Origin of the sequence: Mesorhizobium sp., assembly GCF_004962245.1 — a bacterium.
Taxonomy (GTDB): domain Bacteria; phylum Pseudomonadota; class Alphaproteobacteria; order Rhizobiales; family Rhizobiaceae; genus Mesorhizobium.
Genome location: NZ_SUHQ01000057.1, coordinates 1 through 15601 on the forward strand (window position 1 = coordinate 1; position 15601 = coordinate 15601).

The window sequence follows — 15601 nt, forward strand, 5'->3', positions numbered from 1 at the left end:
CTCTCCTGTTTCGCGAAATGGGCCGGACATGGCGCCACCGGGAACGGCGGCTGCTGGTGGTCGTTGCTCGTTGTGAATTCAGCCGCCCACTGTCGCCACGGACGAGATCGTGGCAATTTCGGCCAGCGCGCACCAATCTTCATATGCGCGCTGGCCAGACAGAAAGCCCAGGACTTATAGCTTCACGCCGACGCTCGCCAGGAAGGTTTCCATACGGTTGTCAACCTCAGCCTTCGTCTGCGTTCGCATCGATATAGGCGCAGGCCGTATACTTCAGGCTCTCAGGAAGCCTACCGGTGTGCCGGCTGGTGTTCGCGGACTTTTGTAACGGTCTCAGCGACCGCGCGCAGCAGAACGTCGACGGCGCTGCCGGGGTGTGGCCGGCAAGCAACAGCGCCAGCGTGAGAGAACGACGAGACCCGAATGCGGCCACTCCGTCTCGCATGCACGGTCACGTCTTCGAGTTTTGTTTGCAGGCTCACGCAAGGGTGCAACCACTTCGCTACGGTCGCGTTATGCCGATCTCGCAAACGGATTTGGTGCACGATGGGTAAGTTTCTACCGCTTTCGATCTGCTTTGCAGATGGTCGCTCGATGCAGGTATCATCGATCACCGAGGCTGAGAAAGCACTGGCCGGGCAATGGCCGAACAAAGAGGCAGACGTCTACAGGGAGGCTGCTCGCCTTCTTGCCGCGGCAAGGGAAGGAACCTGTACGCCGGATATCGCCTTCCTTGCGTTTGAGAAGGCGGCTCGGCAGCAACGTCTGCTTAAACCCCGGAAGTCAAGTGCGGGTCTTCGGATATTGGATTCTTTGAGTACACCGAACTAGGCGCGAGCCTGGTTGCGCATGCTTTCAGTTTGCCGTTGGTTCCTACCCACTCCAATCTGATGTCAGGGTGAGTGACGCCTCGAAAATTTGCTGATCCCCGTCGGTTCGGATTTTGACGGTGATCTTCACCAGATCTACATCCGGCATCTCGTCGTGTGCGATGTCGTGCAATATCCGAACCGCCTCTGCTCTCGCTTGGTCGGGCGTCTCGAACAATTGCCCCTCGGCGTCCCTTTCTGGACCGTCCGCGTTGTAGACGTCAAAATAGAAGCGCTGCATCTTCGGAAACCCCGACTGATATCGGGTGCTAATTCGCGTTGATCGCCATTGTTCCGCAGTGATGGCATTTCAGTATGATGGGGTGCATTGTTGTTGGGGTACGCCATTTTCCGAAGGCCCAGAGGTCTGAAGCCGCGCAGTGTGCTTCCAATTACCCTCGGCGATCGGCGATAGGCCGCGATTGCTGGAGGCTAGGATGCTTGAGTCCCTATATCTCAACCTCGGTCAGCACGATGCCCTTTCCGACGCGGAAAAGGCCTTGTTGACCGGCGCCATGTCGTTCGAGAAGGATTTTTCGGCCGGACAGGACCTGGTTTCGGAGGGATCCAGACCAACCTACAGCACGTTGATTCTTGAGGGTCTGGCCGCCCGCTACAAAGTGCTCGAGGATGGCGGGCGGCAATTCACCTCATTGCAGGTGCCGGGCGATTTTGTAGATCTTCACGCCTTCCTTCTGAAAACGATGGACCATGGCATCGTGGCGCTGTCGCCCTGTAGAGTGATTGTCGCAGAGCACAGCCGCCTGCGGGTCATCACAGAGGAAGCTCCACATCTGACCCGGCTGTTGTGGCTTGATACACTTGTAGACGGCGCGATCCACCGCGAGTGGATCGTGGCCATGGGGCGGCGGTCAAAGACAGCGCATCTTGCCCACCTTGTCTGCGAGCTTTTCGTGCGCCTGCAGTCCGTGCAGCGCACCAACGGCATGAGTTTCCATCTACCGCTGTCACAGGCCGAGCTGGCCGATGTGCTTGGCCTGTCTGTCGTTCATATGAACCGGGTGATCGGCGCGTTGCGTAAAGTTGGAGTGATAAGCTGGGCTAATTACACTGTGACCATCCTGGACTGGCACCGGCTGCAGGAAATCGCCGAATTCGATCCCACCTATCTCAACATGGTGCAGGAACCTCGGTGAAATGCTCAGTTCGTCGGATTTTCGGAGGGGAGAACGGCGCCGTCCTTGAACCGCTGCATGCCCTCCGGCAGGTCGAAGCAAAGCATCGATAATCACATGGCAAACGCTTCCGATCTCGTCTTCGATCTCGCCGCTGGCGACGTCCTCTGCGCCCGCCGCCCTTGCCTGCCGTGTCAGTCAAGTCCATTACCACCAGCACTGCATCCCCTCAGGCGTATCCAGCGGTATAGGAATCGGCGCCGCGTGCATGGGCACGGTCATGTGGCTGCGCCAATTCGGTTTTTTGTCACCAACATTTGATATAGGCAGGATTTGCATATCTGCGTACACGGTCAGTATGGGCAAGTTAAAGAGCAATCCCGACTCCGCCTCCGAGGATCACTCGTATGAGGTTGAGTTCTTTGCGAGAAAGCATGGTCTCTCGCTAAAAGCCGCGAGGGTCATTCTGTATTCTAACGGGCCGTCGCGGACTATGTGTGACGCGGCGGCGAAGGCGTTCGTCGCGGCCGTTGCTGTTCGGGAGGAAGACAATAATGCGCGTCGCGGCGACTGCCCCAGTTGCGGAGGACATGAACCCTGATGCACGTTTCGTTAAGCCCCGGACACCGTTCAACTGAAGCCTCGAACAGGCCATCGAACGTGGCGTGAACGTTCTCGCGACCTTTTCGATCTCGAAGGTTGGGGGCCTAAGGCATGTCGATCCAAACCCTCTCCCAGTTGAGGCTTGATCCACGTCAACCAGCATTGTCGCATGGTGATCTAGGATTCAAAAATCGGACTGTTGGCTTCGGCGAACGATCAGGCTCGTGATCAGCTTGAGATGGGAGATCGAAAGAGGGCTTGAAGCTGACGCGCCAGTTAATGAAGTGCCATGCCGAAGTGTCTCAACTGTTGTCTGCCGGAAGAGAATTTTTCACGCGCTATGATCAGCGTGGCTGTGGCGGGGAACGTCGTGCAAAGAGTAAGCTTCAAGTTTCTGGAGTCAGCCGGGGAAATGGCTTCCGCTGTGCGCGCCTATGACTGGGCTTCAACGTCGCTTGGCCCGATCGAGAGTTGGGGCGCTTCGCTGAGGACGGCCGTGGGCATTATGCTGAGCTCTGCCTTCCCAAAATGCATCGTCTGGGGGCCTGAACTTGTCACGATCTATAACGACGCATTCCGTCCGCTCCTGGGCGACAAGCCCGCAGCGTTGGGAAGGCCGTTCTCGGAAGTTTGGGCGGAGGCGTGGGATACCATCGGGCCGATGGTAGACAGGGCATACGCGGGCGAAGCCACGTTCATCGAAGACTTCCCTCTCGTCGTCGATCGGCATGGCTATCCGGAGCAAGCCTGGTTCACGTTTTGCTACAGTCCCATCCGCGACGCGGAAGGCAGGGTCGCCGGTATGATGGACACGGTTATCGAGACGACGGGTAAAGTCAGGGCCGAGCAGAACTCCCGTCTCATCAATGCTGAGCTCGCCCATCGCATCAAGAACCTACTGGCAATGGTATCCGCCATCGCCAACCAGACATTCCGTTCCGCTTCATCCATGGAGGAAGCGAAGGCCACGCTTGACAAGCGTCTCTCGGCGCTGGGAGAAGCTCACTCGGTCTTGGCGGACGAGAGCTGGGGCGGTGCGTCTGTAAAAGCTGTCATCGAAAGGGTTCTATCACCCTTCCGAAGCGTGGGGGACCGCATCCGTATGGAAGGTCCGCCCCTCAACCTCGCAGCCAGGCAAGCGTTGTCGCTGGGTTTGGCGATCCACGAGTTGGCCACCAACGCCTCCAAATATGGAGCCCTGTCGGACGATTGCGGTCGAGTAACCATTTCGTGGAAGATCGGCAGGCCTGGTTCGGACGAAGAGTTTCGTCTTGTCTGGGAGGAGCAAGGAGGCCCCGTTGTAGCCGAGCCCAAACGTCGCGGCTTCGGTTCACGTTTGATCGAGAAAGCACTGGCAGGGGAGTTTCACGGTAAGGTGCACGTCCACTATGCTCCGGAGGGACTTCGATGTGAGCTGTTCACCACGATGAACAATATCCGCATCGAGACCGCAGAGTTCGAAACGCCTTCTGCAAGAGCAGACTAACGCGCCGAGGTCAGGGAAAGGAGCTGTTTGGTGCGCGCGCGATACCGGTGCGCAGCATCATCTTGGGGCCGTCCCCTAGTTCTGCAGCCGAGTTCAAATGACGTCCTCTGTTTCACTTGTGAGCAGCGTCTTTGGCTGGCGTCCGATCCAATGCCGCCCCTCATCGCGGGCTTCATTGCACTTTCCGCGCCGTGGTCACCGTCCAGAGGAACGAAATGATCATCGAGGCATTGTGGGAGTGCCGAACGCCTCCTCCTGAAGGGACACAAGAATGGTCAAGATCTCGAGCCGGTCGCCCGGCAAGCCCGCCACGATCCACGACCAGAAGCTCGAACGGGGGAAAGGCGGAGAACTCCATCAGTTCGCGGAGGGAGACGGTCCGGTCCTCACGACGGCGCAGGGCGGTCTGGTGTCGGACGACCACAACACGCTGAAGATTGGCGAACGCGGGCCGACGTTGATCGAGGATTTCCATTTCCGCGAGAAGATCTTCCATTTCGACCACGAGCGCATTCCCGAGCGCGTGGTGCATGCGCGCGGCTACGGCGCTCACGGCTATTTCGAAACTTATGAATCTCTCGCCAAATACACGCGCGCCGACATCTTCCAACGTGCTGGCGAAAAAACACCGGCCTTCGTCCGCTTCTCGACGGTCGCTGGTTCGAAGGGGTCGTTTGATCTCGCCCGCGACGTACGCGGCTTCGCTGTCAAGCTCTACACGAAGGAAGGCAACTGGGACATCGTCGGCAACAACATTCCCGTCTTCTTCATCCATGACGCGATCAGGTTTCCGGACATCATCCACGCAGTTAAACCGGAACCGGATCGCGCCTTCCCGCAGGCGCAGTCTGCACACGACAATTTCTGGGACTTCATCTCGCTGACACCTGAATCGATGCACATGGTCATGTGGATCATGTCCGACCGGGCGATCCCGCGCTCTTTCCGTTTCATGGAAGGTTTTGGCGTCCACACGTTCCGCTTCGTGAACGCCAAAGACGAGTCGACCTTCGTCAAATTCCATTGGAAGCCGAAACTAGGTCTTCAGTCGGTGGTCTGGAACGAAGCGGTCAAGATCAACGGCGCCGATCCGGATTTTCATCGCCGCGATCTTTGGAATGCGGTTCAGTCGGGCAATTTCCCGGAATGGGAGTTGCGGGTCCAACTGTTCGATCAGACCTTTGCCGACAACTTCGAGTTCGACGTACTGGACGCTACCAAGATAATCCCGGAAGAGGTCCTTGAGCCGATTCCCGTAGGACGGCTTGTGCTCGACCGGATGCCCGAGAACTTCTTCGCCGAGACGGAGCAGGTCGCATTCATGACGCAGAATGTGCCACCCGGCGTCGACTTCTCGAATGATCCGCTGCTGCAGGGGCGCAACTTCTCCTATCTGGATACACAGTTGAAGCGGCTCGGCGGCCCAAATTTTACGCACATCCCTATCAACGCGCCCAAATGCCCTCTCCATCACTTCCAGCAGGACGGCCATATGGCGATGCGCAATCCAGTCGGCCGAGTAAATTACCAGCCGAATTCCTTCGGTGAAGGCCCACGGGAATCGCCGCAGCGCGGATTTCGAACGTTCGCCGACGCGGAAGAAGGCCAGAAGGTCCGGCTGCGCGCGGAAAGCTTCGCCGACCACTACAGCCAGGCGCGCCAGTTCTTCAACAGTCAGACCCCACCCGAGCAGCGCCATATCGCCATGGCGTTGACCTTCGAGCTTTCCAAAGTCGAGACGCCGGTGATCCGAGAGCGCATGGTCGCGCACCTGCTGAACATCGACGAGGGACTGGCCGATACCGTCGCCGACGAGCTCGGCATGAAGCAACTGCCCAAGCCGGCCGATGCTGCGGCCGCGCCCCGGGATGATCTCGACCCGTCGCCGGCGCTCAGCATCATCGAGAACGGGCCGAACAGTTTTGCCGGTCGCAAGGTCGGCGTGCTTGTCAGCCAGGGCGCTGATGCCGTCATTCTGAAGAAGCTCCAATCCGCGATTGAGAAGGAAGGCGCCGCGGTGGAGGTCATCGCTCCCAAGGTCGGTGGGGTCGAGGCTGCGGACGGGAGTTGGATCGGGGCAAAGCACATGATCGACGGCGGCCCGTCGGTGCTCTTCGACGCCGTAGCACTGATCCTATCCGAAGCGGGCGCCGAGCGCCTGACGGGTGAAGCCGCCGCACGCGACTTCGTCGCCGATGCCTTCGCTCATTGCAAGTTCATCGCCTTCACCTCCGGCGCCGTCCCGCTGTTGCAGAAGGCGGGCGTGGATCCGGAAGCCGATGAGGGCCTGATTGGTCTGGATGATCCCAAGGCGATCATCAGCTTCGTTGAATCCTGTCGCAAGCTGCGCCTCTGGAGCCGGGAGATGGCGGTCAAATTGTAGCCGAGTTGATCAGGCGACGAGGTTCTGACTGAATTCGCTCTGACGACCGCGCTTAGCGGCGAATTTCTACCACTGCCACCGGGATCGGATTTCCGGCAGCGAGGAATGCGGAGCAAGGTTTCTTGGCCCGGCAGACGGCATCACCCCAGCGCCGCGCCGGACGCCTCAGCGTCGGTCATTCGACGGAACGCCATCAGAAACAGGCCGAAGGCGACAACCCACAGTGTGCCGGAAAGACCCGTTAAAGGAACGGCATAGCCAGGCAGCAATTCGATCAAGAGGCGCGACAAGCAGCAAGTCGTCACCGCTATGAACGCACCAGTCGCCGGAACCGAAGACGCAAAGGCGCGGCGGCTGTGCTTGCGGATCATGCTCGCCATGATAGCCAGGCCCATCGTGCCGATAGCGCCGATCGTCCAGGCATGAATGGCAGCCGCTTGCCCCAAGCTCGTCGGCGCGAAAATGTGGATCGCCAGAAGTCCGAAACCCACGATGATCCAGCCATAGCCGATGTGAAGAGCCAGAACTATCGACGACGCCACGCTTCGCCAGCCTTTCCATTGGGCGGCTCGCATCGCCTGACTGCAGGCGGCGAGAGCACAGGCAAGGCCGGTGAGTTGCGCCTGGGGTGCAACAACCCACATCCCGAAGGCACATACTGCCGCAACAGCTGCCGTATGTTCCAAAACAGCGGAGCGATCGAGGGTGATCCGACGGCCGGCATTCTCGACGTAGGCCACCGTCAATGCCGGTACGACTCGTCCTCCAATGATCATGACGAGGCCGATGATCGAAACCAAAGCCAGCCGCAGTGCTAATTCCACTTGGTAGGACGCTGCTGCAAGGACGTTGCCACCACAAAAGACAAGCAGCAGAAACAGTATCTTCAGGTTGCGGCGGGCGCGGCTGGCGATCACCTGTCGTGCCGCGATCAAGAAGAGCGTCAGCACCAACAGGGCCGAGAGGGCAAGCCCGGCCGAATGCGACAGGAATAGGAAAGTCCCCCGGCTGCACAGCCATAGAGCAACCAGCAAACGCGTGGTGGGCGGCGACACTGCACGTCGTCCTGTCCATCGGGGCAGCGCCGTCAACAGGAAGCCAGTTAAAATGGTTGGAACCATCCCGAACAGAAGCACGTCGCGATGCCAAGCTCCAGGAGAAATCCCGGTCGGGCCGATGGCCTGCATTCCGAACGTTGTCGGCAGCCAGACCGCCGCGCCTACAATGGCGTCCAACCCGGCGATGAGAAAAAAAGGCCGGAACGGCGGCGACATCTGCCTCTGCTTTGCGTCGAAAGAGAGCACACTCCCGTCAGCAGCCATGCAACAATTCCTCTACTGGGGATGACTGACACGACATCCTCGTGCAGCTTTGCAACTCGCAATATCGGCGGTCGGAAAAAACTCTATCCGAAGGTAATACTGTCGATGATCGATCTCAGTGTTGCTCCACTGCAGACAGGCTGCAAATGGTCGATCATAGAAATTTTCGGGACCGGGTCGGCCGACTGGAAAGGCGCGCTGCGTCTGTTCGCGTTGCGACCGGCCGCCAAACGTATGCGTCATACGTCGCGCCTTTCGGCTGCAGGAAATTCATCGCAATCCTTGCCCGTTGAGCCAATCCATCAAGACGATCACGCGGCGGTGACTTTCTTTTCGCCCCATCGTGTCAGCTTGTCGCCCGGGTCGACGCCCGCCCAGCCAACCAGCCGGGCAGCCATCTCGACCACCATTTCCTCAATCGAGGCCAGCTTGACATAGAATGGAGGTACTGGCGGTGCGATGACTGCGCCCATCCGTGCTAGTCTCATCATCGCGTCGAGGTGCCCTTCATGGAGCGGCGCCTCGCGCGGCACGATGACCAGCCGGCGCTTTTCCTTCAGGATGACATCGGCGGCCCTGGTGAGAAGGTTGTCGCCTAAACCGTGTGCCATAGCCGCCAAGGTCCGCATCGAACAGGGAACGACGATCATGCCATCCGTTCTGAAAGAGCCGCTGGCGATGGGTGCGGCCAAGTCCTGATAGGAATACGCGTGGTTGGCGAGGGAGGTCAGATGGGCAAGGCCGTCGGTGCCGAGCTCATGAGGGATGGCCAATCGCGCGCCCTTGGAGACGACGAGATGCGTCTCCACCCCGGCCCTGACCAACTGACGTATGGTCTCCAGAGCGAGGACGGAGCCGGATGCACCTGTGACACCGATTATAAGCCGTTTGGTCATTGTTGCCCCTGAGCGGACGTCTGCAAAAAAAACTCGTTCCATCGTTGGGACACCTGCTCCTCGATAGGAGCTGACATCCTCAGCTCCTTTCCCCACTCACGAGATGTCTCGCATCCAATCTTGCGCGTCGCATCGAATCCGACCTTTCCTCCAAGTCCTGCGACCGGTGATGCGAAATCGAGCTGGTCGATAGGAGTCCTGTCCACCTGCATAAGATCGCGCGAAGGATCCATGCGGGTGGCGACCGCCCACATCACGTCCGGCCATGATCGAATGTCGATGTCGTCATCAACCACGACGACCATTTTGGTCATCGAGAATTGCGGCAGCAGGGACCAGAACCCCATCATCACGCGCCTGGCCTGTCCGGCATACTTCTTGGCGATCGAGATGACCGCAATTCTGTAGGAGCAGGCTTCCGGCGGAAGCCACACGTCGACGATTTCCGGTATTTGTCGGCGCAGCAGCGGCTTGTAGACATCGAGCAGCGCCTCGCCGAGGACCGAGGGCTCGTCCGGCGAACGCCCGGTGAACGTGGTCAGGTAATTTGCCCCGTCACGGACGCGAACTCGCTTGAGGTTGAATACGGGGTATTGTTCTGGCGCGTTATAATATCCGGTGTGGTCGCCGAAGGGTCCCTCCAGCGCTGTCTCTGCTGGCGAGACGACACCTTCAAGCACGATTTCCGCACTGGTTGGCACGTGAAGCATGATGCTCTTGCAGGGCGCCAATCCGACTCGGCGATTGTTGATCATCCCAGACAGTGCAAGCTCCGAGACGCCTTCAGGCGCCGGCATCACTGAGGCGATCAACGTCGCGGGATCTGCCCCGATGACGACCGCCACCGGCATCTCAAGACCCCTCGCCTGCCAAATACGATGGTGTGCTGCTCCGCCTCGCACGGGAAGCCATCTTATGATTGCACGATCACGGGCTATTACCTGCATGCGGTATATACCCAGATTGTATGTGCTCGGGTCGTCCTCGCCAGGCGGGCGAGTAATAACCACTGGCCATGTCATGAGGGGGCCGGCGTCTCCCGGCCAACAAGTCTGGACGGGAAGAAGCGAAAAATCCGGATCGGCGTCCCGCCACGCTCTGGGCGCAGAGACGATCTTCGGCCGCGCTACGAATGCACCACGCGCCGCAGGCATCATCTCTCGGGCCTGACGAAGGTTCTGTGGGGCCTGGGGCGATCTCATCCATGCAAGGAGCGAGCCGAGGGTTTCTAGACCGTGAAGGTCGGTACCAAGGCCCCAGGCTACACGTTCCCGGGTGCCGAAGAGATTTGCGACGACGGGAAAGGCTGACCTAACGCCGCGATCGTCAACAGGTGCGGTCAGGCGGAGCGCTGGGCCTTTCGAGGCAATCACCCGCCTGTGTATCTCGGTCAGTTCGAGCCGTGTCGAAACAGGGACGCCAACCTCACGAAGCTGCCCGTTCCGATCGAGGAACGACAGGAATGAGCCAAGATCTGGAAACAAGGGAAGGCAGCGGTGATGCATGGCGAAATCCGGCCCGACCGGTTCGTCGGCGAATAATTCTGCCATCAGGGCTGACGAAGAACTTTGCGCTAGCGCAAAGAGCGAAGGATCCGCCCGCGCTATTTTGCAAAATTGACAGTGTGCGAATTGGGCGTCCCGCCAAGGCGGGGTGACCGTCTTTGGCAAAAAAGAGGGGGAATTTCAGATGGCCGGCAATCTGGTCAGTGAAACTGTCGGAGCCTGGCGGTCCGCAATTGCCCTGCTTAAGGACCACAAGCGCAGCAGAACGACGAGAAGAGATTTCTGGGCACTCGGGCCGAATGAATGCACAGGCATTCTGGACGACATCGGTCTGTCGCGAAGCGAATTCGATGAAGCCATGCGGCTACCTTACGCGTCGGAAGACCTGCTTTGTTCAGCGATGCGTTCGATTGGCATCGATCCGGACAGTTTTCGATCACTGGAAGCGGTGCGGGACCGTTTCATATCACGCATCTGCATCACCTGCCCGCATCGCCGCCAGTGTCATGATCACATGGCCGCCTTCGATTTCGAAAGCCACTATCAGGATTTCTGCCCCAACAGCGTGAATTTCGCAGACCTGCTCAATGAGGGACGCAGCAAGTTGTCTGCCGGAAAATCCTCTTGAGCGACCTCCATATGGACAGGATGCACTGAATGGGGACGGGAAGCACGGGACCGAGATTGCCAGCGGTCGTTCGCCATCTTATCCCGACCATTGCCGGACTGCCCCTTGGACCGCTGCTGACGCTATCCTTGCGCTCGCTGGCCGGGCGACAGCCTCGATTGTTCGAGCGCCTGGGCGAACACCGCTCAGCTTGCTATTTCATCGATCCGATTGACCTCGCCTTCGCATTTACAGTGATACCGGACGGAGAGCGTTCCGTCGTCCGTGTCGTGCGCAAGAGCGAGACCGCAACATCAAGCGTCGTGATCAGGGGACCTCTTCTCACGCTGCTGAGCCTGCTCGACGGCACGCTTGATGGCGACGCGCTCTTCTTCAGCCGGGTCATTTCGATCAGCGGCCGCACGGAAGCGGTGCTCGCGCTGAGGAATACCGTCGAGGACGCCGAACTTCGCCCGGCGGATCTGCTCGGCCTGCGCGGCGCACTGGCTGGTCTTGTCGATACGGGAATTCTCGGTGCGCTGGGTGTCGTGCGCCAAATGGCCGATCTCAACTCCAGAAGCAAGGCACCGGAAGCATGACAAGCGGGCGCATGGAGCTTGTCTGCCCGGCCGGAACCCCCGCTACGTTGAGGGCAGCCGTCCAGGCGGGTGCGGACGCAGTCTATTGCGGATTTCGCGACGAAACGAATGCCCGGAATTTCCCGGGCCTCAATTTCTCCGGGGAGGAACTGGCCGAGGGTGTACGCTTCGCGCGTGACCACGGCAGCAAGGTGCTGGTCGCCATCAACACCTTTGCGCGCGTCAATGATGTCGCCCTGTGGAAAAAGGCAGCGGATACCGCGGCCGAATGCGGCGCAAATGCCATCATTGCGGCGGATATCGCCGTCCTCGATCACGTCGCGAAGAACCATAAACAAATTCGACTTCACCTGTCAGTACAGGCTGCGGCCGCAACGCCGGAAGCAATCGGATTTCATGCGAATAGTTTCGGTGTCCGTCGCGTCGTGCTGCCGCGGGTCCTTTCCATTCAGGAGATCGCTGCGCTCAACCGCGCGATCGACGTGGAGACCGAAGCATTCGTGTTCGGCGGCCTTTGCGTGATGATCGAAGGCCGATGTTATCTATCTTCATACGCGACAGGAAAATCGCCAAATCTGAATGGTGTCTGCTCACCGCCCGAAATGGTAAGCTACGATGAAGAAACGAACGGCACGGCGGCACGGCTTTCCGGCTTCACGATCGACCGGTACGAGCCCGGCGAACCAGTGGGTTACCCCACTTTGTGCAAAGGCAAATTCAAGGCCGGCGGCAAGACTTCCTATCTGTTCGAAGATCCCGTCAGCCTGAACGCCGGAGGGATGCTAGCCGGCCTGAAGGCTGCCGGCGTAACCGCCTTGAAGATCGAAGGACGTCAGCGCGGCAAAGGTTACGTTACCGAAGTCGTGCGCGCCTTCAGGAAGGCCGTCGACGCCGTCGAGCAAGGCGGCGACGCAATCGAGATCGATCGGATCCTTGCTGGCCAGTCGGAAGGCGCCCGGCAGACGACGGGAGCCTATAAGAAGAAGTGGAGATAGGACCTTGTCCGGAATTGCGTTGACGCTTGGGCCGGTCTTCTTCCATTGGTCGCCCGGCCGCCTGTTGGACTTCTACCGCAGAATAGCAGACGAGGCCCCGATCGACCGGGTCCTTGTCGGCGAAGTCGTCTGCGGCAAGCGGATGCCGTTTTCCGACCCGGCATGGCCCGAGATCATCGAACGCCTCGAGCGTGCAGGAAAGGAAGTGGTGCTGTCCACGCTGGCGGCGTCGGCAACCGTTCGAGAGCGCAGAAGCATCGCGGATCTCTGCACTGACGAGCGGCTGGTGGAGGTCAACGATGTCACCGCCCTGCCGTCACGCTCCGGCAAGCCGTTCGTGACCGGTCCGTTCCTGAACGTCTACAATGAGGCCTCCGCGCAATTCCTGATCCAGCGCGGCGCCCGAACGATATGCCCGCCTGTGGAATTGTCCCTCGCCGCCGTCGGCGATATGGCCGGCGCATGCCCCGAGGCGGAATTCGAGATTTTCGCTTTCGGCCGACTGCCGCTCGCGCTCTCGGGGCGATGTTACCACGCGCGCATTCACGGCCTTCACAAGGATTCCTGCCAGTTTACCTGCGAAAGAGATCTGGACGGCTTGGCTGTCGATACGCTCGACGACCAGCGGTTCCTCGCGATCAATGGCGTGCAGACGCTCTCCAACCAGGTGCAGGCGTTCTGCCCGGCACCCGCGGATCTCACCTCCAGAGGCGTCCGGCGTATCCGCCTGTCTCCGCACACGTGCGACATGGTCGAGGTGGCAAAGACCTATAGAGCGCTTGCCGATGGGAGAGAGGATCCCAAGGCTGCCCGCTTCATTCTCTCGTGCCTCGATCTGCCCAGCACGCTCGTCGATGGATACGCCCATGGCAAGCCCGGCTGGCAAGCAGCCACTTCGATCTGAAGCCGGGTCTGGAACGAAAAAAATGAGCCAGATTGCAATCGTCACGGTATCGGATCGTGCAAGCCGAGGCGAGTATGAGGACCTTGGCGGGCCAGCCATCGAAAGTTGGCTTCGCAAGGTCGTGACATCGCCGTGCAACTTCATCCGTCGCATTGTCCCCGACGGACTGGAGAGCGTCCGCGACGTGCTTATCGAACTATGCGACAAGCGCGGTGTTGATCTGATCCTGACAACGGGAGGGACCGGTCCTTCTCCGAGGGATCTTACTCCCGAAGCCATGCAGCAGGTCATCACCAAGGAACTTCCCGGTTTTGGCGAACTCATGCGGCAGGCCAGCTTGCGGCAAGTCCGCACAGCAATCCTTTCACGTCAGACCGCTGGAGTGCGCGGCCGTTCGCTGATCATAAACTTGCCCGGTAAACCGGCTTCGATCGACGTGTGCCTGAATGCTGTTTTTCCTGCCGTGCCGTACTGCCTTGAGCTGATCGGCACCGGTCCGATTGTTGCAGACCCGGCGATGTTTGAATGAAGCAGGCACTGCAGCTGCGTCAGTCCAGAGCAGCGAGGACACGTTCGGGTATCAATGGCAAATGCGTAAGTTCGGTGCCCAGCGCATCGTTCACAGCGTTGACCACCGCCGCCGCAACCGGTTGTCGCGATCTCGCCTACGGCTTTGGCGCCGAAGGGGCCGGTCGGCTCACCTTCTTCGACCAGCAAGACACGCATCGGCGGCATCTCGCATGCATTGGCCAAGGTGTAGCGGCCGAAACGGTCGCCACGCATCCGGCCAGTGACGCGGTCGATCGCGACATCCTCGTAGAGCGCATAACCGATACCGATCTGGATTCCTTCATGGATTTGGCCCTCCACCAGCATCGGGTCGATCGCTCGGCCGACGTCATGGGCGGCAAGATAATCTATCACCTGCACACGACCTGTGAGCCCGTCGACCTCCCCTTCCGCAAAATGCGCGGCGTATGAGCCTGGATTGGCCTGGGCGCGATAGGTTTAGGCCGCTGCGGGCAGTTCCACCGTGCGGGCGGCCAAGCGCGCAGCGAGATCGGTGAGCTCGAGGGCGCACTGCGCCCGCCTCGAGCCGCAAATCAATGGCTTGCGTATTCAACTCCAGCACTGCCGCGGCCCGGATCGCTTCTGCGAGCGCCATCCCTGCACGTCGCTCATCGTCCCGCTTCCGCCCCCGGCGAGCGGCCGCCTCGACACCGACCGCGCGCACGATCGTCTCGAAGCCAGTGCAGCGGCAGATATTACCCGCAAGAGCGTGGCGGATGTCCGCCTCATCGGCGTCGGGATTGACACGCAAAGGCCCCTCGGCCGCCATGACCATGCCTGGTGTGCAATAGCCCACTGCACCGCGCCCTCGCTGAGGAAAGCCTGCTGCAGTCCGCCGAGGCCAGTCGCCGGCGTAAGCCCCTCAACGGTGGTGATCTCGTGTCCACGGGCTTGGAGGACCATCACGAGACAGGAATTCACTGGCTTGCCATCCAGTAGAAGGGTGCATGCCCCGCACCCCCTCACAACAGGCTTCCTTGACGCTGGTCAGGTAGAGAACATCGCGCAGGACTGCGCTCAATCGCATTGCGGGCGGCATGTCGCATGCCTTGATATCGCCGTTGACGTTTAGTGACATCCCCACCTCGCCACTATCTCCGTCAAATCCCTTTCCACCTTCAGATTGGAGACTTGCGCGAGCATGCCTCGCCAGTTCGGTGTCTGCCCAAAAAAGTTACCATCCGATCCGCTCCAGAAATTCGTGCAGCACGGGCTCGGGTGGAAACTGGATCCTGCGCCATTGGCTCTGCCGTCAGGACCCGCAGCAGCAGTCGCAGCCAGAAGACGCTTCTCTTCCGATCCTGACACGCCAGACCTCCGGCCCCTGCTCCAGATATTCCCAGGAAATCAGTCCTGGGTACTTTGTCTCCAGCTGATAGTGCAGCGGCCTCGGGTCGTGGTCATTCACCAGAATCATCGAACCGCCTTCGTCCAAAGCGTTCACCATGCCGAATATCCGCGGATGACGTTCCCAAGGGGGAATGCGTCGCACATCGATGAGAGGGGTGGATTCCGGTATTGGGCTTGGCATTCGGATCGCTTCCTTGCGCCGCAGGGACAATGCGAGCCGAGAGAAGGCGGCGAATTCCAGCCCGGCCATCGCCACCCTAATCGTGAGACCATCCGGCCAGTTTGCCAAAACGCAAACAAGACCGGAAAATTTCCGAAGCTGCCGGCGCTTGATATTTCGCAAGGAATGACACCGGCGGCGCGGGTAGATTGAATG

General features: G+C 59.7%; 15 protein-coding genes and 1 pseudogene. 9 read left to right on the forward strand and 7 right to left on the reverse strand.

Translation table 11 applies throughout. The features are described from left to right. The first annotated feature begins 546 nt into the window (after positions 1–546). Entirely contained in the window at positions 547–831 is a 285-nt protein-coding gene (locus E5X88_RS32145) for a DUF982 domain-containing protein (protein ID WP_292168222.1), read from the forward strand. 42 nt (positions 832–873) lie between these two features. On the opposite strand, the gene E5X88_RS32150 is transcribed toward E5X88_RS32145, so the two are convergent. Further along, positions 874–1110 carry a hypothetical protein gene (locus E5X88_RS32150; RefSeq protein ID WP_292168223.1) on the reverse strand — a complete coding sequence of 79 codons (237 nt, stop codon included), beginning with the start codon at positions 1108–1110 and terminating at the stop codon, positions 874–876. Between the two features lie 196 nt (positions 1111–1306). On the opposite strand from E5X88_RS32150, the gene E5X88_RS32155 reads away from it, so the two are divergent. The 3 genes from E5X88_RS32155 (at position 1307) to E5X88_RS32165 (ending at position 6477) form a co-directional block, all read left to right on the forward strand. Then, the gene (locus E5X88_RS32155; RefSeq protein WP_292168224.1) at positions 1307–2026 is read left to right on the forward strand and encodes a Crp/Fnr family transcriptional regulator; all 720 of its coding nucleotides are present in this window, start codon (positions 1307–1309) and stop codon (positions 2024–2026) included. A gap of 871 nt (positions 2027–2897) precedes the next feature. Then, positions 2898–4094, forward strand: coding sequence for an HWE histidine kinase domain-containing protein (locus E5X88_RS32160; protein WP_292168226.1), 1197 nt, complete (start codon positions 2898–2900; stop codon positions 4092–4094). 271 nt (positions 4095–4365) lie between these two features. Then, positions 4366–6477, forward strand: coding sequence for a catalase (locus tag E5X88_RS32165; protein ID WP_292168228.1), 2112 nt, complete (start codon positions 4366–4368; stop codon positions 6475–6477). 140 nt (positions 6478–6617) lie between these two features. Here E5X88_RS32165 and E5X88_RS32170 read toward each other — a convergent pair whose 3' ends face one another. The 3 genes from E5X88_RS32170 to E5X88_RS32180 all read right to left on the reverse strand — a co-directional run bounded on the left by E5X88_RS32170 (position 6618) and on the right by E5X88_RS32180 (position 10245). Continuing rightward, a complete protein-coding gene (locus E5X88_RS32170; RefSeq protein WP_292168230.1) occupies positions 6618–7799 on the reverse strand; it encodes an NnrS family protein in 1182 nt (393 codons plus the stop codon). Positions 7800–8110: 311 nt separating this feature from the next. Then, positions 8111–8695, reverse strand: coding sequence for a UbiX family flavin prenyltransferase (locus tag E5X88_RS32175; RefSeq protein ID WP_292168231.1), 585 nt, complete (start codon positions 8693–8695; stop codon positions 8111–8113). Beyond that, entirely contained in the window at positions 8692–10245 is a 1554-nt protein-coding gene (locus E5X88_RS32180; protein WP_366929983.1) for a UbiD family decarboxylase, read from the reverse strand. Before E5X88_RS32180 ends, E5X88_RS32175 begins: the two co-directional genes overlap by 4 nt. A gap of 139 nt (positions 10246–10384) precedes the next feature. On the opposite strand from E5X88_RS32180, the gene E5X88_RS32185 reads away from it, so the two are divergent. The 5 genes from E5X88_RS32185 to mog are packed head-to-tail and all read left to right on the forward strand — an operon-like array spanning position 10385 to position 13834. After that, on the forward strand, positions 10385–10828 hold the full coding sequence (locus E5X88_RS32185; protein ID WP_292168233.1) for a hypothetical protein: 444 nt from the start codon (positions 10385–10387) through the stop codon (positions 10826–10828). A 29-nt stretch (positions 10829–10857) separates the two neighbouring features. Beyond that, positions 10858–11406: an SCP2 sterol-binding domain-containing protein gene (locus E5X88_RS32190; protein WP_292168235.1), complete on the forward strand. Its 549-nt coding sequence runs from the start codon at positions 10858–10860 to the stop codon at positions 11404–11406. Positions 11407–11417: 11 nt separating this feature from the next. Beyond that, positions 11418–12401 carry a peptidase U32 family protein gene (locus E5X88_RS32195; protein ID WP_292168243.1) on the forward strand — a complete coding sequence of 328 codons (984 nt, stop codon included), beginning with the start codon at positions 11418–11420 and terminating at the stop codon, positions 12399–12401. Between the two features lie 4 nt (positions 12402–12405). Further along, positions 12406–13305, forward strand: coding sequence for a U32 family peptidase (locus E5X88_RS32200; protein WP_292168237.1), 900 nt, complete (start codon positions 12406–12408; stop codon positions 13303–13305). A gap of 22 nt (positions 13306–13327) precedes the next feature. After that, positions 13328–13834: a molybdopterin adenylyltransferase gene (gene mog / locus E5X88_RS32205; RefSeq protein ID WP_292168238.1), complete on the forward strand. Its 507-nt coding sequence runs from the start codon at positions 13328–13330 to the stop codon at positions 13832–13834. Between the two features lie 260 nt (positions 13835–14094). Here the strand turns inward: mog and E5X88_RS33785 are convergent. The 3 genes and pseudogenes from E5X88_RS33785 to E5X88_RS32215 all read right to left on the reverse strand — a co-directional run. Then, positions 14095–14235, reverse strand: a pseudogene (locus tag E5X88_RS33785) (molybdopterin cofactor-binding domain-containing protein); the annotation flags it as partial. After that, complete coding sequence (locus tag E5X88_RS33790; protein ID WP_366929984.1) at positions 14204–14671, reverse strand: 2Fe-2S iron-sulfur cluster-binding protein; 468 nt, start codon at positions 14669–14671, stop codon at positions 14204–14206. The gene E5X88_RS33790 and the pseudogene E5X88_RS33785, both read right to left, overlap by 32 nt. A 456-nt stretch (positions 14672–15127) precedes the next feature. Next, positions 15128–15406: a DUF2249 domain-containing protein gene (locus tag E5X88_RS32215; protein WP_292168245.1), complete on the reverse strand. Its 279-nt coding sequence runs from the start codon at positions 15404–15406 to the stop codon at positions 15128–15130. Between the last annotated feature and the right edge of the window lie 195 nt (positions 15407–15601).